Source organism: Pseudomonas sp. MBLB4136 (genome assembly GCF_051904765.1).
Taxonomy (GTDB): domain Bacteria; phylum Pseudomonadota; class Gammaproteobacteria; order Pseudomonadales; family Pseudomonadaceae; genus Aquipseudomonas.
Window position 1 is genome coordinate 823,464 of sequence record NZ_CP196713.1, and the last position, 21,885, is coordinate 845,348.

The window sequence follows — 21,885 nt, forward strand, 5'->3', positions numbered from 1 at the left end:
GGGGTTACTGCCAGCCCATGCGCCAGTGCCGGGCGTCCTGCAGGGCGCGCCAGGGCAGGCGCTGGTTGCGTTGACTGAGCACCGCCTGCAGCTCGACCGCGACGACGTTGTCGTCCTCGTCGCGCAGCAGTTCGATGACCAGGAAGTGCTTCTCGCGGTTCTGTGGCTGTACCGCTGTCCACTTGGACAGCAGCAGCTTGCGCGGATTGAGGCGGTGGCGCGGCAACCCGGCGTTCATCGTCCCGCTCCGGCTCCGCTCACTGCAGGTGGCCGAGCAGCTTGCGCGCCGCCTCGTGGCCGCTCAGCCAGGCGCCCTCGACGCGACCGGACAGGCACCAGTCGCCGCAGGCATACAGCCCCAGGTCGGCGTCGGCCAGCGCGCCCCACTGGTGGGCGTTGCCCGGGCGGGCATAGAGCCAGCGATGGGCCAGGCTGAAGGACGGCGCCGGCACGGTGCAGCCGATCATCTCGGCGAAGGCGCCGAGCAGGTGCTCGATCACATCTTCCTTGGGCAGGTCCAGGTGCTGCTTGCTCCAGCTGCTGCTGGCGTGCAGCACCCAGGTGTCCAGGGTGGTCTCGCGGCCGGGCTTGCTGCGGTTGCGCGCCAGCCAGTCGAGGGGGCTGTCGTGCACGAAGCAGCCCTCCACATCGGTGTCCAGGGGGCTGTCGAAGGCCAGCGCGGCGGCCCAGGTCGGCTCCATCGGCACGCTGGCGGCGGCCGCGGCGAGCTTGGGGGCGCTGGCCAGCAGGGCGCTGGCCTGGGGCGCCGGGGTGGCGATCAGGACATGGCTGAAGGGGCCGTGGCTGCGCCCGTCGGCATCCTGCAGGTGCCAGTACTGTTCACCGCGGAACACCTCGGTGATGCGGCAGGAGAAGTGCACCGGCAGGGCGCCGAGCAGGGCGCGGGTGATCGCGCTCATGCGTGGGATGCCGACCCAGCGCAGCTGCTCGTCCGGCGAGGAGGCGAGCTGGCCGTCTCGGTAGTGGTAGAGGCTCGGTTGCCATTCGGCGACCCAGCCGCGGGCCTGCCACTGCTGGACCGCCTCGACGAAGCGGCGGTCGCGCGCGGTGAAGTACTGCGCGCCCAGATCGAGGGCGCCGGCGTCGCTGCGCCTGCTGGCCATGCGCCCGCCGCTGCCGCGACTCTTGTCGAACAGCTGCAGCTCGTGGCCCGCGGCGTGCAGGGTCTGGGCGGCCGACAATCCGGCCATGCCGGTGCCGATGATGGCGATGGGGGCGAGTGCTGTCATGGTCTACCTCATGTGCTAGAGCGCGAGATTACGCTTTAGACAAAAGCTATACAATATTATAGTTGTGTATAAACTTGTGCGGTTCCTCGGCCGTCTCTCTATATTTAGGACAACCTGCCTGGGGATAAAAGGCACGTGCCCCTCTTATAAAACAGACTAGGGCGATAACCCGCTGTTACGCCATGCGAGGAAGATGCCATGCACATATTGCTGACCGGCGGTACCGGTTTGATCGGACGTGCCCTGTGCCGCCACTGGCTTGCCCAGGGCCACCAGCTGACCGTGTGGAGCCGCAGTCCGCAGCGGGTATCGAGCCTGTGTGGCGCCGCGGTGCGCGGCATCGGCCGCCTCGAGGAGCTGGGTGAGGAGCCGCTGGATGCGGTGATCAACCTGGCTGGCGCGCCGATCGCCGATCGGCCCTGGACGCGCAAGCGCAAGACCCTGCTGTGGGCCAGCCGGATCGGCCTCACCGAGCAGCTGCTGGCCTGGCTGGGGCAACGCGGGCAGAAGCCGCAGCTGTTGCTGTCCGGCTCGGCGGTGGGCTGGTACGGCAATGGCGGCGAACGCGAACTGCTCGAGGACAACCCCCAGGTCACCGACGACTTCGCCGCCCAGCTGTGCGGCGCCTGGGAGGAGACCGCGCAGCGCGCCGAGGCCATGGGCATCCGCGTGGTGCTGGTGCGCACCGGCCTGGTGCTGGCCAGGGAAGGCGGCATGCTCAAGCGCCTGCTGCTGCCGTTCAGGCTCGGCCTGGGTGGGCCGCTGGGCGACGGCCGACAGTGGATGCCGTGGATCCACCTGGACGACCAAATCGGCCTGATTGATTTTCTCCTGCACCAGCAGCAGGCCGCGGGTCCCTATAATGCCTGCGCGCCGGCGCCGGTGCGCAACGCCGAGTTTGCCCAGGCGCTGGGCAAAGCCTTGCACCGTCCGGCGATTCTGCCCGCCCCGGCTTTCGTGCTGCGCGCCACCCTGGGCGAGCTGTCCGAGCTGCTGCTCGGTGGGCAGCGCGCGCTGCCGGCGCGCCTGGAGGCGGCGGGCTTTCGATTTCGCTTTACCGATCTGGATGCGGCCCTCGAGGATCTTCTGGCCGGCCGCCATTGAATAGGACTGTTTATGACCGATCACGCCCTGCTGCTGGTCAACCTGGGCTCCCCGGCATCGACCGACGTGGCCGATGTGCGACGCTACCTCAATCAATTCCTCATGGACCCCTACGTCATCGACCTGCCCTGGCCGCTGCGCCGGTTGCTCGTGTCGCTGATCCTGATCAAGCGTCCGGCGCCGTCGGCCCATGCCTATGCGTCGATCTGGTGGGACGAGGGCTCGCCCCTGGTGGTGCTGAGCCGCCGCCTGCAGGAGGCGATGCGCGGGCACTGGAGCCAGGGGCCGGTGGAGCTGTCGATGCGCTACGGCGAACCGTCGATCGAGTCGGTGCTGACCCGGCTGGCCGCCCAGGGCATTCGCCAGGTGACCCTGGCGCCGCTCTATCCGCAGTTCGCCGACAGCACGGTGACCACGGTGATCGAGGAGGCCAAGCGGGTGGTGCGTGACCAGCGCCTGAAGCTGGACTTCGCCATCCTGCCGCCGTTCTACGACCAGCCGGAGTACCTCGATGCCCTGGTGGACAGCGCCAAGCCCCACCTGGAGCAGGACTTCGACCACCTGCTGCTGAGCTTCCACGGCCTGCCCGAACGCCACCTGCACAAGCTCGACCCCAGCGGCCACTGCCTGAAGGGCGCCGACTGCTGCCGCACGGCACCGCCCGAGGTGCTCGCCACCTGCTACCGCGCCCAGTGCCTGCGTAGTGCCGAGGCCTTCGCCGCGCGCCTGGGGCTGCGTCCCGAGCAATGGTCGGTGTCCTTCCAGTCGCGCCTGGGCAAGGCCAAGTGGATCGAGCCCTACACCGAGACCCGCCTCGACGAGCTGGCCGGGCAGGGGGTGAAGAAGCTGCTGGTGATGTGCCCGGCCTTCGTCGCCGATTGCATCGAGACCCTGGAGGAAATCGGCGACCGCGGCCGCGAGCAGTTCCAGGCGGCCGGGGGCGAGAGCCTGCAGCTGGTGCCTTGTCTCAACGATCACCCGAGCTGGGTGGCGGCCCTCAAGCGCCTGTGCGAACGCGCGCCGACGATGCTCTAGAGCCTGGCGGCGATCTTTTCTGGGGGTATTGGTGCGCGTGGCGCACCCTACGGGAAATCGTGAACTGGCTGTAGGCGGCGTGTGCAACGAAGAAGCCCCGCATCGGCGGGGCTGCTTCGTCTGGGCCGCTTAGCCCTGCTCTTCGCTCAGCGCCTTGCTGCGCCAGCCCTGGCCGCCGGGTAGCAGCAGGTTGAGCAGGATGGCGATGATGCCGCACAGGGAGATGCCCTTGAGGCTGACGTCGCCGGCGCCGATGACCATGCCGCCGATGCCGAACACCAGGGTCACGGCGACGATCACCAGGTTGCGCGCCTCGGACAGGTCGACCTGGTGGCGGATCAGGGTGTTCAGGCCGACCACCGCGATGGAGCCGAACAGCAGGCAGAGGATGCCGCCCATTACTGGCACCGGGATGCTCTGCAGGGCGGCGCCGAACTTGCCGATGAAGGCCAGGGCCATGGCGATCAGTGCGGCCCAGATCATCACCTTGGGGTTGAAGTTCTTGGTCAGCATCACCGCCCCGGTGACTTCCGAGTAGGTGGTGTTGGGCGGGCCACCGAGCAGGCCGGCGGCCGAGGTGGCCAGGCCGTCGCCGAGCAGGGTGCGGTGCAGGCCGGGCTTCTTCAGGTAGTTCTTGCCGGTCACCGTGCCGATCGCCAGCACGTCGCCGATGTGCTCGATGGCCGGGGCAATGGCCACCGGCAGGATGAACAGGATCGCCCCCCAGTGCAGCTCCGGGGCGACGAAGTTGGGCATGGCCAGCCAGGGGGCGGCAGCCACGCCGCTGAACTCGACCACGCCGAACAGCACGGCCAAAACGTAGCCCACGGCGACGCCGCAGAGGATCGGGATCAGGCGGAAGATGCCGCGGCCGATCACCGCCACGATCAGGGTGGTGATCAGCGCCGGCAGGGAGATCATCAGCGCCGTGTCATAGGGCACCAGCTGCACGCTGGCGTCGCCGGCCTTGCCCATCGCCATGTTGGCCGCGACCGGCGCCAGGCCCAGGCCGATGGCCATGATCACCGGGCCGATCACCACCGGCGGCAGCAGGCGGTCGATGAAGCCGGTGCCCTTCAGGCGCACCGCACCGGCCAGCAGCATGTACATGCCGCCGGCGGCCACCAGGCCGCCGAGGGTCGCCGGCAGGCCGAAGTCGTTCTTCGCGGCGAGGATAGGAGCGATGAAGGCGAAGCTGGAGGCGAGGAACACCGGCACCTGGTTCTTGGTCACCAGCTGGAAGATCAGGGTGCCGAGGCCCGCGGTGAACAGCGCCACGTTAGGGTCCATACCGGTGATCAGCGGCATCAGCACCAGGGCGCCGAAGGCCACGAAAAGCATCTGCGAGCCGGCCAGGGCCTGGCGCCAGGTGGGGTCCTGCATGTGCTCCTGCATGCTCAGGCGTCCTTCTGCTTGGTGCCGAAGATCTTGTCGCCGGCATCGCCCAGGCCGGGAATGATGTAGCCGTGCTCGTTGAGCCGCTCGTCGATCGAGGCGGTGTAGATCTGCACGTCCGGGTGGGCGTCGTTGACCACCTTGATGCCTTCCGGTGCGGCGACCAGCACCATGGCGCGGATTTCCCTGCAGCCGGCCTTCTTCAGCAGGTCGATGGTGGCGACCATGGAGCCGCCGGTGGCCAGCATCGGGTCGATGATCATCGCCAGGCGCTCGTTGATCTCCGGTACCAGCTTCTCCAGGTAGGTGTGCGCCTGCAGGGTTTCCTCGTTGCGTGCCACGCCCACGGCACTGACCTTGGCCCCGGGGATCAGGCTGAGCACGCCGTCGAGCATGCCGATGCCGGCGCGCAGGATCGGCACCACGGTGATCTTCTTGCCGGAGATCTTCTCCACCTGCACCGGCCCTGCCCAGCCCGGGATCTCGTAGCTTTCCAGGGGCAGATCCTTGGTCGCCTCGTATGTCAGCAGGGCGCCGACTTCCTGCGCCAGTTCGCGGAAGTTCTTCGTGCTGATGTCGGCGCGGCGCATCAGGCCGAGCTTGTGGCGGATCAGCGGGTGGCGGATCTCGAGAATGGGCATGCGGGGTCTCCGACGGGGCTGGCGAAAAATGGCGTTAGAGTAATGCATTGCGCCGGGCAAGTGGTGCGCGGTTTGCCGAGTCTTGCCGGAGGATTGCGTTTAATATCCCCCCGTTCGCCGAGGTAGCCGGCTTGTGGCCACGTTTGTCCGCCGGGGCTTGCTCCGCGCCGGCCGGATGCGTACCTTTGCCGACTTTTATTTTGACGACCCGATCAGGTTCTCTGCCTCGAGCAGGGCCATTCACTCAAGAGGAATCATCATGCCCGCCGATCTCGCGCACATTCGCCAAGTCATGGCGGAAGCCGATTGCCTGTACAGCGAAGCCGAAGTGGAAGCGGCCATCGACCGGGTCGCCGCGGCGATCAACGGCGAGCTGGCCGAGCGCAACCCCGTGGTGTTCTGCGTGATGAACGGCGGCCTGATCTTCTCCGGCAAGCTGCTGCCCAAGCTGAACTTCCCCCTGGAGCTGTCCTACCTGCACGCCACCCGCTACCGCAACGAGACCAGCGGCGGCGAGCTGTTCTGGAAGGCCAAGCCGGAAATCTCCTTTATCGACCGCGACGTGCTGATCATCGACGACATCCTCGACGAGGGGCACACCCTCGGCGCGATCATCGACTTCTGCCGCCATGCCGGCGCGGCGGCGGTGCACACCGCGGTGCTGATCGACAAGGACCACGACCGCAAGGCGCGCCCGGACCTCAAGGCCGATTACGTCGGCCTGCCGTGCATCGATCGCTACATCTTCGGCTACGGCATGGACTACAAGGGCTACTGGCGCAACGCCGCCGGCATCTTCGCGGTCAAGGGCCTGTAACGCCATGGCCGCGCCGCGCTTTCTCGATCTAGCCCTGTTTACCGAGTTGGCCGGGAAGGCCGCGGCCAACCCGCGCCAGCGCCAGCACCATACCTTCCATGCGATGGAGGAGCCCTGCCACCGCATGGCCGTGGGCCTGCAGCCGGACACCTATATCCCGCCGCACCGCCACCTTGCGGCGGACAAGGCCGAGGCCCTGCTGGTGCTGCAGGGGCGCCTGGGCCTGCTGATCTTCGACGAGGCCGGTGCGCTGCAGGACCAGCGGGTGCTGGAGGCCGGCGGCGACTGTGTCGGCGTCGACCTGCCGCCGGGGGTGTTCCACGCCCTGGTGGTGCTGCAGGCCGACAGCATCCTGTTCGAGTGCAAGGCCGGGCCCTACCGGCCGGTCGGCGAGGGCGAGCGCGCGCCCTGGGCGCCGAACGAGGGCGAACCCGGCGCGGCGGCCTACCTGTCGTGGATGCGCGCGCAGTTCGCCTGAGTGCGGCTGTGCCGAATTCGTCAGTTTCCCCGGCTAAACGGCTCAAGCCGCTGCAGGTCCGAGGCGCCACGCTAGCCGTTGGTTAGCAGAGGAGCCGCACCGTGATTCGATTGACCCTGGAACAAGCACGCGAACTGGCGCAGGACATCCTGCGCCGCAATGGCTTCAGCGAGCCCCACGTGCAGGCGGTCAGCGCCACGGTGCTGGCCGGCGAGCGCGACGGCTGCGCCTCCCACGGCCTGTACCGGCTGCTCGGCTGCGTGCGCTCGCTCAAGGCCGGCAAGGTGGTCGCCGACGCCGCGCCCGAGGTGTTCGACCAGGCGCCGGCGATCGTCCGCGTCGATGCCCGCGGCGGCTTCTCCCAGCTGGCCTTCCAGGCCGGCCTGCCGGTGCTGCTGAGCAAGACCCGCGACTGCGGCATCGCCGCCCTGGCGATCAACCATTGCGTACATTTCTCCGCCCTGTGGGTGGAGATCGAGGCCCTGACCGCGGCCGGCCTGGTGGCCCTGGCCTGCACCCCCAGCCATGCCTGGGTGGCGCCGGCCGGCGGCAGCCAGCCGGTGTTCGGCACCAACCCGATCGCCTTCGGCTGGCCTCGGGCCGGGCACGACCCGTTCATCTTCGACTTCGCCACCAGCGTCATCGCCCGCGGCGACATCGAGCTGCACCGCCGCGCCGGCAAGCCGATCCCCGAGGGCTGGGGCGTCGATGAGCAGGGCCGGCCCAGCACCGATGCGGCGGCGGTGCTGCGCGGCGCCATGCAGACCTTCGGCGGGCACAAGGGCTCGGCCCTGGCGGCGATGGTCGAACTGATCGCCGGCCCCCTGATTGGCGACCTGACCAGCGCCGAGTCCAAGGCCTTTGACGCCGGCGGCGACTGCTCGCCCTATCACGGCGAACTGATCATCGCCCTCGACCCGCGGCGCTTCCTCGGCGACGCGGCCGCACAGCACCTGGCGCGGGCCGAAACCCTGTTCGAGAGCATCCAGGGTCAGGGCGCGCGCCTGCCGTCGCAGCGCCGCTATGAGGCGCGGGCGCGCAGCGCCGAACAGGGCGTGCAGATTCCCCAGGCGCTGTACGACGACCTCCAGGCATTGCTTGTCGCCGGATGATGGGCTGAGCGGATAAAAAAGCCCCGGCTCGATAAGCCGGGGCAAGACAGCAACCCTGGGACCTGGCCGACAACTATCAGGTCAGGGCTTGCCGCGTGGTCTCGCCGTCCACCAGGCGGGCGATGCCCAGTGGGTTGGCGTTCTGCAGGGCGGCCGGCAGCAGCGCATCCGGGCAGTTCTGGTAGCAGACCGGGCGCAGGAAGCGCTCGATCGCCAGGCTGCCGACCGAGGTGCCGCGGGCATCGGAGGTGGCCGGGTAGGGGCCGCCATGGACCATGGCGTCGCCCACCTCGACCCCGGTGGGGTAGCCGTTGAGCAGCAGGCGCCCGGCCTTCTGCTCCAGCAGCGCCAGCAGTGGTGCACAGCTGTCCAGGTCCGCCGGATCGGCGATCAGGGTGGCGCTCAGCTGCCCGTGCAGGCCATGCAGGGCCTGGGTCAACTCGGCCATGTCGGCCACCTCGACCACGATGCTGGTCGGGCCGAACACCTCTTCCTGCAGCAGCTCGTCGCCCTCGCGCAGCAGGCGGGCATCGGCCTGGAACAGCTGCGGCTGGGCCTGCTTGCCGGCCTGCGTGCGACCCGCCAGGTGGCGAATGCCCGGGTGGCCGTGCAGCGCCGCCACGCCTCGCTCATAGCTGCGCAGGGTGCCGGCGTTGAGCATGGTCTGCGCCGGCTGCTCGGCCATCCGGGCGGCCAGGTCCTGCACCAAGGCGCTGAACTCGGCCGATCGGATGCCGATCAGCAGGCCGGGATTGGTGCAGAACTGGCCGCAACCCAGCACCACCGAGGCGCTCAGCTCGCTGGCGATCTGCGCGCCGCGCTGCGTCAGGGCTGCGGGCAGCAGCAGCACCGGGTTGATCGAACTCATCTCGGCGAACACCGGGATCGGCTGCGGGCGCGCCGCCGCCAGGTCGCACAGCGCCCGGCCGCCCTTGAGCGAGCCGGTGAAGCCGACGGCCTGGATGGCCGGGTGCCTGACCAGGTCGGCGCCCACGCCGTTGCCGTAGACCATGTTGAACACCCCGGCCGGCATACCGGTCTTCTCCGCCGCCTGGATGATCGCCTGGGCGACCAGTTCTGCCGTGGCCATGTGCCCGCTGTGGGCCTTGAACACCACCGGGCAGCCGGCGGCCAGCGCCGCGGCGCTGTCGCCGCCGGCGGTGGAGAAGGCCAGGGGGAAGTTGCTGGCGCCGAACACCGCCACCGGACCGAGGCCGATGCGGTACTGGCGCAGGTCCGGGCGCGGCAGCGGCTGGCGCTCGGGCAGCGCGCGGTCGATGCGCGCGCCGTAGAAATCGCCACGGCGCAGCACCCGGGCGAACAGGCGCAGCTGGTTGCTGGTGCGGCCGCGTTCGCCCTGGATGCGTGCGGCGGGCAAGGCGGTCTCGCGGCACACCAGGGCAACGAAGTCGTCGCCCAGGGCGTCGATCTCGTCGGCGATGGCCTCGAGGAACTCGGCGCGGCGCTCGGCCGAGAGTTGCCGGTAGCGCGGGTAGGCGGCTGCCGCGGCGCGGGCGGCGGCATCCACCTCGGCCTCGGTGGCCTGGTGGAAGCTGTAGGGCAGCGCCTCGCCGGTCGTGGCGTCGAGGCTCTGCAGGATGACCTCACCGGCGGCGCTGCGGTCGCCGGCGATGAAGTTGTGGCCGATGGTAGCGGGCATTGCTAGCTCCTGTTGGGGGCCTATAAACAGGTACGGAATGTTCGGTTGAACTCGGTTATTGCAGGCCAGATCGGCCGACTGCGCTGGAAGCACCCGGCCGAAGTACCGCGATCAGGCGAGGTTCTGTTCGGCCGACCAGTTGGCGTACCACTGGCGGAACAGGTTGTACTGGGTCTCGGCGTAGTGACGTTGGGCGGCGCTGAGCGCATCGGTTTCGTTGAAGTGCAGGGCGTATTCCTGGTCGCCGCCCAGCACCATCAGGTGTTTGTAGTAGAGAACCAGGTCGGTGCCTTCGTCGAAAGACGACAGCACGTTCAGCGCCTCGGACAGCTCCAGGGCGCGGCGGCGGGCAATGGCGTCGCCCTTGGCGGCCTGCTTGCTCAGTTCCACCAGCTGCAGCACTTCGCGCGGCAGGGCGTTGCCGATACCGGTGATGGCGCCGGTCGCACCGCAATTGACGAAGCCATGCATGACCTGGGTATCGACGCCGGCCATGAGAATCACTTCGTCATCCTGCGAGGTGATGTGCTCGGCGGCGTAGCGCATGTCGGCGGCGCCGCCGAATTCCTTGAAGCCGATCAGATTAGGGTATTGGCGGCGCAGTTTGAAAAACAGTTCGGCGCGGGTTGCAAAGCCGTAGTACGGGCTGTTGTAGATCACCGCCGGAAGCTGCGGCGCCGCTTCGAGAATGGCGGAGAAGTGCGCCTCCTGGGCGGCTGGCGAAGCACCACGGGACAACACGCGCGGGATGACCATCAGGCCATGGGCGCCGACCTTGGCGGCGTGGGCGGCGTGGGATACTGCTTCGCGACTGTTCACCGCACCGGTGCCGACGATAGTCGGGATGCCGGCGGCCACCAGGCGCGCCACCCCTTCCTGGCGTTCGGCTTCGGTGAGCAACGGCCAGTCGCCCATGGAGCCGCAGTAGACCACCGCGCTCATGCCGGCTTCGATCATTTCGCGGCCCTTGCGCACCAGGGCGTCGAAGTCCGGCTTGCGCTCGGCGGTGCAGGGGGTCATCAGGGCGGGGATGGTGCCGGTGAAGATGGTGCTGTTCATGCTGTCGCCTCCTGGGCAGATTAAATGTATTTCGTATACGAAAATTAATGGCCGTTATAAGCCCTTGTTGCCATGGGTTGGGTCCAGGCCCGGTTCATCGCGCCGGCGAGGCGGCGGTTTTCAGATCCTCAAGAAACAGGGTTTACGGCTACAGCTGGACCGGCCAGGTATCCGAGAGGCGGTAACCGGTCGGCCAGGGGTCGCTCGGGTCGAGCAGGTGCTGGTGGGTGCCGGTGATCCAGGCCCGGCCGGACAGGCAGGGGATGATCGCCGGGCGCCCGGCCACCTCGCTCAGGCTGTCGATGCGGCAGTGGAACTCGGAGCCGATGATCGAGCGGCCGATAAAGCGCTCGCCCACCGCCAACTGGCCCCTGGCATGCAGCACCGCCATGCGCGCCGAGCAGCCGGTGCCGGTGGGCGAACGGTCGACCTTGCCGGGGCGGATCACCACGGCATTGGCGGCGCTCAGCACGCCCTGCTGCCGCTGCAGCGGGCCGGCCAGCTGGCAGAAGGAGATATGCTCCCAGTCGGGGTTCAGCGGGTGGACGAAACCCAGCTGCTCATTGGCCGCGCGGGTGATCTTAAGGCCCATGGTCGCCAGGTCGGCGGCCTCGTCGGCGCCCAGGGCAAAGCCCAGGGCCTGGGCGTCGGCGATGACGAAGCTGTCGCCGCCGTAGGCGGTGTCCACCTGCAGCGAGCCGATGCCCTCCACCTCGATCCAGGCGTCGAGCTGGTCGGCGAAGGAGGGCAGGTTCTTCACCTCGACCCGCTCGACCTTGCCGTCGCGGCACTGGGCCAGCGCCTCGATCAGGCCGCCCGGCGCTTCCAGTACCAGGCGGGTCTCGGGCTCCGTCATCGGCAGGATGCCGCTCTCCAGCAGCACGGTGGCCACGCACAGCGAGTTGGAGCCGGACATCGGCGGGGTGTCGGCCGGCTCCATGATGATCCAGGCCATCTGCGCCCGTGGGTCCTTGGCCGGCAGCAGCAGGTTGACGTGGCGGAACACCCCGCCGCGCGGTTCGTTGAGCATGAAGTTGCGCAGCCACTGGTCCTCGGCGATCCAGCGCGATTGCGCCCAGACCGTGTCGCCGGGTGGCGGCGCCACGCCGCCGACTATCACGTCACCCACCTCGCCCTCGGCGTGGCAGCTGACCACATGGATGATCTTCGATGAACGCATGAATGACTCCTGGTGTGCTGTCTCGCTGATCCGTTGTTCAAGCGTCTGCGCTTGGCATCTGTAGGGTGCGCCCCGCGCACCATTGACATTGTTGCTGGTGCGCAGGGCGCACCCTACGCAGCAGGCTAGAGCACGGACTTGAGGAAGTCGGCGGTTTCCGCGCGCTGGGGATTGATCAGCACCTGCTCGGGCGTGCCGATCTCGTGCACCAGGCCGTTGCGGAAGAACGCCACGCGGTCGGACACCTCACGGGCGAAGCTGATCTCGTGGGTCACCAGGACCATGGTCATGCCTTCCTCGGCGAGCAGGCGCATGGTGTCCAGCACCTCGCCAACCAGCTGTGGGTCCAGCGCGCTGGTGGCCTCGTCGAACAGCATATAGTCCGGCGACATGGCCAGGGCGCGGGCGATGGCCATGCGCTGCTGCTGGCCGCCGGAGAGCTTGCCGGGGAACACCTTGAGCTTGTCGCCCAGGCCGACGTGGGTCAGCTGCCTGACCGCCATTTCCTCGGCCTGCTCGCGGCTCTGGCCGAGCACCTTGCGCGGCGCCAGCATGACGTTCTCCAGTACGGTCAGGTGGGGGAAGGCGTTCCACTGCTGGAAGACGATGCCGATCTTCTGCCGCAGCTTGTTCAGGTCGGTGGCCTTGGCGTGCACCTCGGTGCCGTCGACGCGGATGCTGCCCTGCTTGATCGATTCCAGGCCGTTGATGCACATCAGCAGGGTCGACTTGCCCGAACCCGAGCCGCCGATGATCGAGACCACCTCGCCCTTGTTCACCGTCAGGCTGACGCCCTTGATCACATCCAGGTCGCCGAAGGATTTGTGTACGTTGTCGATCTCAATCATTTTCCTGCCACCTTTTCTCCAGTTGGTTGCCCAGGCGGGCAACGACCAGGCTGATGAAGTAGTAGATGAGCCCGGCGATGCACAGCACCAGCAGCGGCTCCTGAATGCGCGTGACGATGGTCTGCGAGGCGCGCAGCAACTCGATGATGCCGATCCACATGACCAGGGCGGTGTCTTTCATCACCGACAGGCACAGGTTGAGCCAGCCGGGAAAGGCGATCCGGGTGGCCATCGGCAGGACGATATGGCGCAGGTCCTGCCAGTAGCTCATGCCGAGCGAACGGGCGGCGCGGCGCACGTTGGGCGACACCGCCAGCACGCCGCTGCGCACGATCTCCGTGCAATAGGCCGCGGCATACACGCCGAGCACCCCGCAGGCGACGGAAAAGGCGCTCCAGTCCAGGCCGGCGATGCTCTTGAGTGAATTGAACAGGACGAACTGGATCAGCAGCGGCACGCTGCGAAACACATCCAGCAGCCAGGCCAGCGGCAGGCTGGCGCGCGGCAGGGTGGCCCGCAGCAGGCCGCAGAGCACGCCGCCGAGGGTGCCCAGGAGCATCGCGCCGAGGGTCAGCAGGATGGTGGTCCAGGCGCCCTGCAGGAGGAACAGCAGGTCGGTCGAGGTAAGGCTGGTAGCGAACATGGCCATGGCCCTCTCAGTAGCGGAACAGGCGCCAGCCCAGCAGGCGGGCGGCCAGTACGATGGCTTTGGCGATCAGGTAGTAGAGCACCGCCGCCAGGGCGAAGTACTCGAAGGTGCGGAAGGTCTTCACGTTGTAGTCCTGGGTGACCCCGGTGAGGTCGTTGTTGAGGCCGACGATCACCCCCAGGGAGGTCATCAGCACCGCCCAGACCATCTGGTTGGTCAGCGGGTAGAAGACGATGCGCAAGAGCTGCGGCACGACGACCAGGCGGTAGGCCTTGAAGGCGCTCATGCCCAGGGAGCGGGCCGCGCGCATCTGCGTCTCCGGCACCGCCTTGAGGCCGCCGCGGAAGTTTTCCGCCAGGTAGCCGGCGTTGTTGAAGGTGATCCCCGCCAGCAGCGCGGCCCAGGAGCTGATATGCAGGCCGAAGGAGCCGAGGCCGAAATACAGCAGGTAGATCTGGAACAGCGACGGCGTGTTGCGCGCCACCGACACCCAGGCATCGGCGAAGCCGCGGGTCAGCGGGTTCTTCATCTGTCGCATCAGGGTCAGGCACAGGGCGATCAGCACGCCGAAGATCATCGACAGGGCGGCGGTCTCGAAGGTCACCCAGGCGCCGCTGAGCATGTCGGGCAGGGCCTTGAGGGCCGAGCGCCAGTGGAAGCTGTAGTCGAACATCGCTCAATGGCCTCCTTCGCTGCTGGTGGCCGGGTTCAGCCAGGCCGGCAGCTCGCCGCTGGCCTGGCCGCTGCACGCGGCCTCGACGCACGCCGACAGGCCGGCGAAGTGCACGCGGCGGCCGACCAGGCCCGGGGCGTAGTGGGCGTACTTGCCGGAGTTGGTCATCAGGGTGGTGGCCGCCACCGGCAGCACCGGCTCGCCGAGCATGCACCAGCAGGTGTCGGTGACGAACTGCGCGCCGAAGGCCGCAAGCGCGGCGACGTGGCCGGCCTGGCGGGCCTGCTCGAGCACCTGGCGACCACAGGTGATTACCAGGGCCACGTCGGGGTGCTTGCGCCGGCCGGCGCAGAGACGGGCCAGGGCGGCGCATTCGCTCAGGGAGAAGTGCGGGTTGCCCAGGGCCACCAGGCCCAGCTGCGGGCTGTCGGCGCTGTTCAGCTCGCGCCAGCTGGCGAGCAGGTCCTGCACAGTGATCCTGAGTCGGCGGCGCGGCGGCATGCCGACCAGGGCCTGCTCGGCCATCGCCGCCTCCGGGGTCACCCCGGCGATATGGAACATCGGTGCGCCGGAGGTGGTGGCGAAGGCCGCACCGAAGGCCTTGAGCTCGTCCAGGCTCGGCGCGCTCTGCTCCAGGCCGGTGATCAGCGGGATCTGGCTGCCGGCCAGGGCGCCGATGTGGTAGCCCAGCAGCGGATAGTAGGCATCGTCGCGCCGCTCCGGCGGCGTCACCTCGACCAGCAGGCTGGGCACCCGGCCGCTGTCGAGATGGCAACCGGAACGTGGCGCGCGGCCGGTCAGGGCGATGCAGATGTCGAGAAAATCCGGGTATTTCTGGGTGCGCGCGGCCAGCACGCTGTTGGCGTACACCACCGCGTTGGACTCGGCCCAGACCACCTGCTCGCCGGCCTTGGGCGCGCTGTCCAGCAGGTAGGGTGCGCAGGTGAAGCTCATCTGCGCACCCATTGCCATGTAGACGTCACCCAGGGCGCTGGCCGGTTCGCCGAAGGCCGGGTCGATGCCCTGGGCGCGCCAGAGACGCTGGTCCACGGAGATGGCATTGAGGGTGGTCGGCACCCGCACCTGCGCGCCCCAGTCGAGCAACTGACGGGCGAAGCGCAGGCTGGCCGGGCCGGTGTAGATGCAGCCATCGATATGCGCCTGGGCGATGTCGATCAGCTCGCTGGCGCCCTGCAGCTCGGCCATCTGCAGGACGATCTGCATGGCCACCTGGGCGGCCTTGCCGTGGTGGCCGTCGAGCAGCGCGCGGTCGCCGTCGCTGAGTCTGAAGCTGCTGGCAACGGGATGGCTCGCGAGATCGTCCGACTTCGGCCGCCAGGCGTCGGCGGGCGGCGCGTCGAAGGCCTCGACCCGACTGCCTTCGACCCGCACGAAGCGGCAGTCCTGCAGGCAGGCGAAGGCCTCCTCGCCAACGCAAACCACCGGCAGGTCGCGCTCGAAAAGGGCCTGGGCCACCAGCACGCCCAGGCTGAGAATCTCCTCGGGCTGCGCCACCACCAGGGCGGCGGGCCCATGACCGTTGAGAATCAGTTCCAGCAGCACGCTGCTGCCGGTGCAGGAGCCGCGACCGCTGGGGATCGCCAGCACGCGCCCGGCGATGACCCGGCCACTCAGGGGGTGATGGCGATCGATCACCTCGCCGCTGCTGGGGTCGACTCCGCCCCAGAAGCTCAAGCCAACATCGGCATACAGCAATTCGCCTTGCGCGTTGCCGGCAACCAGGCTGCGCGCTTGTATCGACAGTTCAGGCATCTGTAGCTCCCGTGCGACCCCTGGGGCCGCACGTTGATTGGTGAATGTGCGCGGGTTTGGCTGGCTGTGCGGCTCAGTAGTACACGCCCGGTACGGCCAGGTTGGCTGGCGCGACCTCTTCGCCGACCCACTTGTTCCACAGTTCCTGGTAGCGGCCGGTGCGCACCTGCTGATTGACGAACAGGTTCATGTAGTTGAGCAGGCCGTACTCGTTGCGCTTGGCCGCCAGGGACACGTAGTCGATGGTGTAGGGCGCGTCGCCGGCGATCTTCAGGCCCTTGTACTTGCCGGATTTGAGGGTCGAGGCGGCCACCGTGTTGGTCACCACCGTGGCGTCGATGTGACCCTGGGTGACGGCGAGGATGGTGTCGTTGAGGCTCTGGTAGGCGCGGAAGCTGCCGCCGCCCCAGGCCTTGACGTCCTTCTCCAGGGCGATGGCCTCGTAGGTGCCGCTGGTGTTGCCGACTGGGCGGCCCTTGAGGTCCTGGTAGCTGCTGATGCCGCTGTCGTCGCGGGTCAGCACGACCATCTGGAAGGCGAAGTAGGGCACGGTCATGCCGACGGTCTTGGCCCGCTCGAGGGTGTCGGAGGTGGAGGCGACGATGACGTCGGCGCGGCCGGAGATCAGCGCAGGGATGCGGTCCGGGAAGGGGGTTTCCACCACCTCAGGGGTGACGCCGAGGATCTTCGCCAGGTCGGCGCAATAGTCGACGTCGAAGCCGGCGGGGTTGTTGCCTTCGTCACGGAAGCCCATGGGCGGGAAGTCCAGGGTCACGGCGCAGCGCAGCTTGCCCGACTCGATGATGTCGTCGAGCTTGTCGGCCTGGGCCAGGTTGATAAAGGAGGTGCTCAGAACAGCGGAGAGGGCTACGGCGATTGTTGGAGTTTTCATAGGGGCCTCGTGGTCTGGTGGGTCGAGCGTTGGGGTATCTGATTTTTCGTATTGCAGATTTCGTATACGATATTAGATATGCACCGACTGTGCCAGAACCCTGGTTGGGGCGACGCGATTGGGCAGGAGAGAGGAGGAGGGGGCCGCAGCCCACGACACGCGGGGCGTCAGGCCTGGCCCGGGCCAGGTCGCAGGCGCGACTGCAGCCGTCGCGGGTGAGCCCTTGGCGGGGCGTGGCGTCACAAAATGAAGCAGGACGAAGCGGGTTTGCACCCAAAGGTGACAATGGGGGTAACAGGCGACGAAGCGATGACAAGGCCGAGGGGCCGCCGGGTGTGGGGTGTTTGGTGCGCGCGGCGCACCCTACGGGTGTTGATGTTTGGCCTGCGGCGGCGCCCTGCCGGTTGGTCGTCGAATCGACGTAGGGTGCGCCATGCGCACCATTGGCTCCGGGTGTGGGGTGTGTGGTGTTTGGTGCGCGCAGCGCAGCGCACCCTACGGGCCGCGTTGGCGTTCGCGGTACTGGCTGGGAGAGAGGCCGGTGAGGGCCTTGAACTGGCGGCTGAAGGCGCTGTGGTCGGTGTAGCCGCAGCGCAGGGCGATCTCGGTGATTGGCAGTTCGCCGCTCAGCAGCTGGGAAGCGGCGCCCAGGCGTGCGCGGTGGATCATCTGCCGCGGGTTGAGGCCGAAGATGCGCTTGCACAGGCGCTCCAGCTGGGCGACGGACAACCCGGCGATGGCGCAGAGGTCCTTCACCGCGATGGGCTGGGCATAGTGCTGGCGGATATGCGCGTCCACCGCCGCCAGCTTCTGGTAGGCCGGGTGGCTGGCCTGGGGCGCCTGCAGGTCGGCGGAGATGCCGGCCATGCCGATGATCGCGCCGTCACGGTCGCGCAGGGCCAGCTTGTGGGTCAGGCACCAGCCGGGCTGGCGGCCGGGGTAGAGGTGCAGCTCCAGCTGGTCGCGCAGTTGCTCGCCGCCCTCCAGCACGCGACGGTCCTGCTCGGTGTAGAGCGGGCCGAAACGCGAGGGGAATACCTGTTCGGCGGTCATGCCGAGCAACGCCTGGCGCTCCTTGAGGGCGCAGCGTTGCAGCAGGGTCTGGTTGACCAGCACGTAGCGCGCCTCGGTGTCCTTGATGAAGAACACCAGATCGGGCATGGCATCGAGCAGGGGGGCGATCAGCTGCAGGCTGCCGAGCAGTTCCGGCAGGTCGCGGGGCGTGGGCAGGTGCTGGAGCTGGAGCGGCATGCGCAGGCGAGGTCCGGGCAGGGCGGGAAAGGGCGCGCTCGCGAGGCGAGCGCGGCCCTACTCTACGACCCGCGCCGCGCTCGGGGAAGCGCTGGCTCCTCGGCCGGGCGTGTCTGGGGCACGTCGGCCAGTTGCAGCAGGCTGTCGATGCGCGCCGGCGAGAAGGGCGGACGCGGCGCCGGGGCCGGCCAGTCGAACAGGAAGCGGGTGGCGCCGCCACAGATGCGCCCCTGGCAGGCGCCCATGCCGCAGCGGCTGTGCAGCTTGGCGTCGGTCCAGTCGCTGCGCCCGGCGAGCGCGGCATAGGGCACATCCTCGCAGCGGCACACCAGGGTGTCGGCCTCGGCCAGTTGCTTGAGTCGCGGGTCGAGGGCGAAGCGGCGGCCGAGCTGCGCGGCGAAGGCCTGCCAGCGCCGCCGTTGTGGCCACAGGGCGCGGGCTTCGGCCTGTTGGCCGACCGCGGCGTGGCCGGCGATGGCGCCCTCGACCAGGGCCAGCTCGCTGCCGCCGAAGCCGGTGCATTCGCCGGCGGCGTAGTGGCCGTCCAGGCTGCAGGCCTGCCAGGCATCCACGGCGATGGCCTGTTCGGCCAAGTCGCAGCCGAGGGCCTGGCCCAGCTGGGTGTTGGGGATCAGGCCGAAACCACAGGCCAGGCGCTCGCAGGCCATTTCCACGACCTTGCCGTCCTGATTCAGGCGCACCCCTTCCAGACGCTCCGTGCCGAGGGCAGCCAGCACGAAGCTGCCGCTGCGGTAGTGGCGGTCGAACAGCTGGGCGGCCTGCAGCAGCTTGCCGGGCCAGCGCGGCAGTTGCAGGGCGAAGGCCGCCAGGGCGCCGAAGCGAGCCTGCTCGGCGATGCGCAGCAGCTGGGCGCCGGCCTGTTTTGCGGTGGCGGCGCCGGCCAGCAGCAGTGGACCGCTGCCGGCGATCACCAGGCGCTCGCCGGCGACCGGCACGCCGCCCTTGATCAGCGCCTGCAGGCCGCCGGCGCCGGTCACCCCGGGCAGGGTCCAGCCGGGGAAGGGCAGCAGCAGCTCGCGGGCGCCGGTACAGAGGATCAGCTTGGCGTAGCGTGCCTGCCAGACGCTGCTGTCGTCCTCCAGCAGCAACAGCTGCGGGGCGGCGATTGCCACCACCCGGGTGGAGCTGAACAGCTGGATATTGCCCGCCGCGGCCAAGGCCTCGCGGTAACGCAGGGCATTGACCGGCAGCTGCGCCCGCACGCCATCGCGCCAGATCTGCCCGCCGGGCGCCGGGTTGTCGTCGATGATGGCGATGCGCGCGCCGCTGGGGGCGGCGGCCAGGGCCGCAGCCATGCCGGCGGGGCCGGCGCCGATGATCAGCAGGTCGAAGTCGCGGGTCATGGCCGGGTCTCCACCTGCATGCCGGGCTGGCACAGGGTCTGGCAGGCCAGGCGCCGCCGGCCGTCGATGCTGACCCGGCACTCCTGGCATACCCCCATGCCGCACAGCGGCGCGCGACGCTGGCCGCCGACCGCGGTGCGGCTGCTGCCGTCGCCACCCAGGCAGAGCGCGGCCGCCACGGTGCAGCCGGCGGGCACGCGCAAGGGTTGGCCATCGAGGCTGAGTTCGATCATGCGCCTTGCTCTATGGGGACAGTCATGTGGATGAAACGCTCGGGGCGGTAGGGCTCGAGGTCGATGGCCGGGCGCTCGTCGAACAGCTGGGCGGCGAGCAGCCGGGCGCTGCCCGGCGCGGTGGTGACGCCGAGTCCCTCGTGACCGACCGCCAGCCACAGGCCGGGCTGCTGCGGATGCTGGCCGAGCAGCGGCAGGCCGTCCGGGGTGGCGGCGCGAAAGCCGGTCCAGCTGCGGATGGCGTTCATGCTCGCCAGCCCCGGCAGGTAGTCGAGGGCGCGCGCCAGCATGCGCGCCAGCAGTGGGCCCTCGACGGCGGGGTCGAGGCTGTCGAACTGCCGCGAGGAGCCAAGCAGGATCTGCCCGGTCGGCCGGGGCTGGGCATTGAATGCCACCGAGTTGCCGTTGTTGGCGTGGGCGCTGGCGGCATAGCCGAGTTCCACCAGCTGATGCTGGATGCGTCCGGGGTAGCGGTCGGTGATCAGCAGGTGGCCCTTCTTCGGGCGGATCGGCAGTTCCGGGCACAGCTCGCTGGCATGGATGCCGGCCGCCAGCACCACGAACTGGGCCTGCAGCCACTCGCCGCCCTCCAGGCGCAGGCGGTTGCCGGCGACCTCGACGACCCGCGCCCGGCGCTGGCGGATGCGCATGCCGCCCTGGTCCAGTAGCCAGCGCGCGGCATTGGGTGCGTAGAGGATGCTGTCGCCTGGCACCTTCAGGGCGCCGCTCAGGTCCTGGCGCAGCATCGGCTCGGCCTGACGCAGCGCGGCGGCGTCGACCATCTGGCAGGCGATGCCGGCCGCGCTCAGGGTGTCGCGCTTGTGCTCGGCGGCGCCCAGCTCCTCGCGGTCTGTGGCCAGCCACAGGGTGCCGCAGTTATGGTAGGCGCAGTCGGCGGGGAGCTGCGGCGCCCACTGGCGCCACAAATCGATGGAGTAGCGGCTGAGGGCCAGCTCCGCCGGGTTGTCGTCCATCGCCACCAGGTGGCCCATGCCCACCGCCGTGGCGCCGCCGCGCTGGCTGTCCAGCACCAGCACGTCGAGGCCGCGGCGGGCGAACTCATGGGCGCAGGCGCTGCCGACTATGCCGGCGCCGATGACGATGACATCGGCATTCATCCGCGAATGCCCCAGGCGAAAGGATCGTCGTCCTCCAGCAGCAGGGTCGCCTCGGCGCTGATATGGGCGCGGCCGCGGATGGTCGGGACGATGCGGCGCTCGTCCTGCCACTCATAGCTGGCCTCGAACTGGCTGCCGATCACGCTGGCCTGGCGCCACAGCGCGCCGGGCGCCAGCTTGCCGTCGGCGGCCAGGCAGGCCAGCTTGGCGCTGGTGCCGGTGCCGCAGGGCGAGCGGTCGTAGGCCTTGCCGGGGCACAGCACGAAGTTGCGGCTGTCGGCCTCGGGGTCGTCGGCGAACAGTTCGATATGGTCGATCTCTCCGCCGTCCTCGCCGCGCAGGCACTGGCTCTCCAAAGTCTGGCGCACCGCCCAGGTGTAGGCGGTCAGCGCCTCCAGGTTGTCGCCGGCGATGCGCTGGCCGTGCTCGGCGATCAGGAAGAACCAGTTGCCGCCCCAGGCGATATCGCCCGTGACGTTGCCGTGGCCCGGCACTTCCAGGGGCACCGCCTGGCGGTAGCGGTAGGCGGGCACGTTGCGCACGCTGACCGAGCGATCCGCGTGCAGGGTCGCCTCAACAGTACCCACCGGTGTCTCGATGCGGTGCAGGCCGGGCTGGATGCGCCCCAGGTGGGCCAGGGAGGCGATCAGGCCGATGGTGCCGTGGCCGCACATGCCGAGATAACCGCTGTTGTTGAAGAAGATCACCCCGGCGCTGGCACTCGGGTCCACCGGCTCGCACAGCAGCGCGCCGACCAGCACATCGCTGCCGCGTGGCTCCAGCACCGTGGCGGCGCGCCAATCGTCATGGTGCTCGGCCAGGCGCTGGCGGCGTTCGAGCATGCTGCCGCGGCCCAGCTCGGGAAACCCGCCGATTACCAGGCGGGTCGGTTCGCCGCCGGTGTGAGAGTCGATGACTTGGATGCGTTTCATGGCGCCGGCACCTGTACAGAATGGATGCCTGTAAGACTGGCGTCTCGAGGCGGCGCCGGCTTGATGGCTTTCGTGCTGCGCGATGACGAAATCGGCACAGCTCGCACTTTAGTGAACGTGCCTTTGCCTGGCCTCGCAGCAGGCAGGCTTAGGCGCGCTTAAGGCCCTGGCCGGCAATCTCGTCACGGGCCAGGCGCAGCTGGGCGGCGTCCTGATTCATGCGCTGGATCAGGTTCAGCAGTTGCTGGCGGAGCACTTCATCGCCCAGTCGCTCGGCGGCGCGCATCACCGTGACCGTGCCGGCCTCGTTATTGGCGGCCACCATATCCAGGGTCTTGCAGAGGGTGCGGGTTGTTCGGCTCACGTGCCCATCGTCCTTGTGAAAGCGTGCCGGCACTCTAGAACCGGGTTGTTTCAGTTT

General features: G+C 68.8%; 23 protein-coding genes. 5 read left to right on the forward strand and 18 right to left on the reverse strand.

The window, feature by feature from the left end:
- Nucleotides 1–4 precede the first annotated feature (4 nt).
- Both ACSX1D_RS03650 and ACSX1D_RS03655 read right to left on the reverse strand, forming a co-directional pair.
- Nucleotides 5–238 carry a TIGR02450 family Trp-rich protein gene (locus tag ACSX1D_RS03650; RefSeq protein WP_208708492.1) on the reverse strand — a complete coding sequence of 78 codons (234 nt, stop codon included), beginning with the start codon at nucleotides 236–238 and terminating at the stop codon, nucleotides 5–7.
- 19 nt (nucleotides 239–257) lie between these two features.
- Nucleotides 258–1,250 carry an NAD(P)/FAD-dependent oxidoreductase gene (locus ACSX1D_RS03655; protein WP_208708494.1) on the reverse strand — a complete coding sequence of 331 codons (993 nt, stop codon included), beginning with the start codon at nucleotides 1,248–1,250 and terminating at the stop codon, nucleotides 258–260.
- Nucleotides 1,251–1,448: 198 nt separating this feature from the next.
- On the opposite strand from ACSX1D_RS03655, the gene ACSX1D_RS03660 reads away from it, so the two are divergent.
- Together ACSX1D_RS03660 and hemH are read left to right on the forward strand one after the other, a co-directional pair.
- Nucleotides 1,449–2,354, forward strand: coding sequence for a TIGR01777 family oxidoreductase (locus ACSX1D_RS03660; protein ID WP_208708495.1), 906 nt, complete (start codon nucleotides 1,449–1,451; stop codon nucleotides 2,352–2,354).
- A 12-nt stretch (nucleotides 2,355–2,366) separates the two neighbouring features.
- On the forward strand, nucleotides 2,367–3,389 hold the full coding sequence (gene hemH / locus ACSX1D_RS03665; protein ID WP_439861020.1) for a ferrochelatase: 1,023 nt from the start codon (nucleotides 2,367–2,369) through the stop codon (nucleotides 3,387–3,389).
- Between the two features lie 129 nt (nucleotides 3,390–3,518).
- Here the strand turns inward: hemH and ACSX1D_RS03670 are convergent, their stop codons facing one another.
- Nucleotides 3,519–4,784, reverse strand: coding sequence for a uracil-xanthine permease family protein (locus tag ACSX1D_RS03670; RefSeq protein ID WP_439861021.1), 1,266 nt, complete (start codon nucleotides 4,782–4,784; stop codon nucleotides 3,519–3,521).
- Nucleotides 4,785–4,786: 2 nt separating this feature from the next.
- Nucleotides 4,787–5,425, reverse strand: a complete 639-nt coding sequence (gene upp, locus ACSX1D_RS03675) for a uracil phosphoribosyltransferase (protein ID WP_439861022.1) — start codon at nucleotides 5,423–5,425, stop codon at nucleotides 4,787–4,789.
- Nucleotides 5,426–5,684: 259 nt separating this feature from the next.
- On the opposite strand from upp, the gene ACSX1D_RS03680 reads away from it, so the two are divergent.
- From ACSX1D_RS03680 to ACSX1D_RS03690, 3 genes are all read left to right on the forward strand, one after another.
- A complete protein-coding gene (locus ACSX1D_RS03680; RefSeq protein WP_439861023.1) occupies nucleotides 5,685–6,242 on the forward strand; it encodes a hypoxanthine-guanine phosphoribosyltransferase in 558 nt (185 codons plus the stop codon).
- Between the two features lie 4 nt (nucleotides 6,243–6,246).
- On the forward strand, nucleotides 6,247–6,720 hold the full coding sequence (locus ACSX1D_RS03685; protein WP_439861024.1) for a WbuC family cupin fold metalloprotein: 474 nt from the start codon (nucleotides 6,247–6,249) through the stop codon (nucleotides 6,718–6,720).
- Between the two features lie 101 nt (nucleotides 6,721–6,821).
- Nucleotides 6,822–7,832 carry an Ldh family oxidoreductase gene (locus tag ACSX1D_RS03690; protein WP_439861025.1) on the forward strand — a complete coding sequence of 337 codons (1,011 nt, stop codon included), beginning with the start codon at nucleotides 6,822–6,824 and terminating at the stop codon, nucleotides 7,830–7,832.
- A gap of 76 nt (nucleotides 7,833–7,908) precedes the next feature.
- On the opposite strand, the gene ACSX1D_RS03695 is transcribed toward ACSX1D_RS03690, so the two are convergent.
- The 14 genes from ACSX1D_RS03695 to ACSX1D_RS03760 form a co-directional block, all read right to left on the reverse strand.
- Nucleotides 7,909–9,492 (reverse strand): aldehyde dehydrogenase (NADP(+)), encoded by a 1,584-nt coding sequence (locus tag ACSX1D_RS03695; RefSeq protein WP_439861026.1) that lies wholly within the window; start codon nucleotides 9,490–9,492, stop codon nucleotides 7,909–7,911.
- Between the two features lie 111 nt (nucleotides 9,493–9,603).
- Entirely contained in the window at nucleotides 9,604–10,551 is a 948-nt protein-coding gene (locus tag ACSX1D_RS03700) for a dihydrodipicolinate synthase family protein (protein ID WP_439861027.1), read from the reverse strand.
- A gap of 148 nt (nucleotides 10,552–10,699) precedes the next feature.
- Nucleotides 10,700–11,731, reverse strand: coding sequence for a trans-3-hydroxy-L-proline dehydratase (locus ACSX1D_RS03705; RefSeq protein WP_439861028.1), 1,032 nt, complete (start codon nucleotides 11,729–11,731; stop codon nucleotides 10,700–10,702).
- A gap of 125 nt (nucleotides 11,732–11,856) precedes the next feature.
- A complete protein-coding gene (locus tag ACSX1D_RS03710) occupies nucleotides 11,857–12,579 on the reverse strand; it encodes an amino acid ABC transporter ATP-binding protein (protein ID WP_439861029.1) in 723 nt (240 codons plus the stop codon).
- Nucleotides 12,572–13,222, reverse strand: a complete 651-nt coding sequence (locus ACSX1D_RS03715) for an amino acid ABC transporter permease (protein ID WP_208710149.1) — start codon at nucleotides 13,220–13,222, stop codon at nucleotides 12,572–12,574. The genes ACSX1D_RS03710 and ACSX1D_RS03715 overlap by 8 nt, the downstream gene beginning before the upstream one ends.
- A 13-nt stretch (nucleotides 13,223–13,235) precedes the next feature.
- The gene (locus ACSX1D_RS03720; protein WP_208708506.1) at nucleotides 13,236–13,901 is read right to left on the reverse strand and encodes an amino acid ABC transporter permease; all 666 of its coding nucleotides are present in this window, start codon (nucleotides 13,899–13,901) and stop codon (nucleotides 13,236–13,238) included.
- A 3-nt stretch (nucleotides 13,902–13,904) separates the two neighbouring features.
- Nucleotides 13,905–15,674, reverse strand: coding sequence for a cis-3-hydroxy-L-proline dehydratase (lhpI, locus tag ACSX1D_RS03725; protein WP_439861030.1), 1,770 nt, complete (start codon nucleotides 15,672–15,674; stop codon nucleotides 13,905–13,907).
- Nucleotides 15,675–15,747: 73 nt separating this feature from the next.
- A complete protein-coding gene (locus ACSX1D_RS03730) occupies nucleotides 15,748–16,566 on the reverse strand; it encodes an ABC transporter substrate-binding protein (RefSeq protein ID WP_439861031.1) in 819 nt (272 codons plus the stop codon).
- A 495-nt stretch (nucleotides 16,567–17,061) separates the two neighbouring features.
- The gene (locus tag ACSX1D_RS03735; protein ID WP_439861032.1) at nucleotides 17,062–17,817 is read right to left on the reverse strand and encodes a helix-turn-helix domain-containing protein; all 756 of its coding nucleotides are present in this window, start codon (nucleotides 17,815–17,817) and stop codon (nucleotides 17,062–17,064) included.
- A 62-nt stretch (nucleotides 17,818–17,879) separates the two neighbouring features.
- Nucleotides 17,880–19,181, reverse strand: coding sequence for an FAD-dependent oxidoreductase (locus ACSX1D_RS03740; RefSeq protein WP_439861033.1), 1,302 nt, complete (start codon nucleotides 19,179–19,181; stop codon nucleotides 17,880–17,882).
- Entirely contained in the window at nucleotides 19,178–19,414 is a 237-nt protein-coding gene (locus tag ACSX1D_RS03745) for a (2Fe-2S)-binding protein (RefSeq protein WP_208708511.1), read from the reverse strand. Before ACSX1D_RS03745 ends, ACSX1D_RS03740 begins: the two co-directional genes overlap by 4 nt.
- Entirely contained in the window at nucleotides 19,411–20,532 is a 1,122-nt protein-coding gene (locus ACSX1D_RS03750) for an NAD(P)/FAD-dependent oxidoreductase (protein WP_439861034.1), read from the reverse strand. The genes ACSX1D_RS03745 and ACSX1D_RS03750 overlap by 4 nt, the downstream gene beginning before the upstream one ends.
- On the reverse strand, nucleotides 20,529–21,464 hold the full coding sequence (locus ACSX1D_RS03755; protein ID WP_439861035.1) for a 4-hydroxyproline epimerase: 936 nt from the start codon (nucleotides 21,462–21,464) through the stop codon (nucleotides 20,529–20,531). Before ACSX1D_RS03755 ends, ACSX1D_RS03750 begins: the two co-directional genes overlap by 4 nt.
- A gap of 148 nt (nucleotides 21,465–21,612) precedes the next feature.
- Nucleotides 21,613–21,828: a hypothetical protein gene (locus ACSX1D_RS03760; RefSeq protein WP_439861036.1), complete on the reverse strand. Its 216-nt coding sequence runs from the start codon at nucleotides 21,826–21,828 to the stop codon at nucleotides 21,613–21,615.
- Nucleotides 21,829–21,885: the final 57 nt, after the last annotated feature.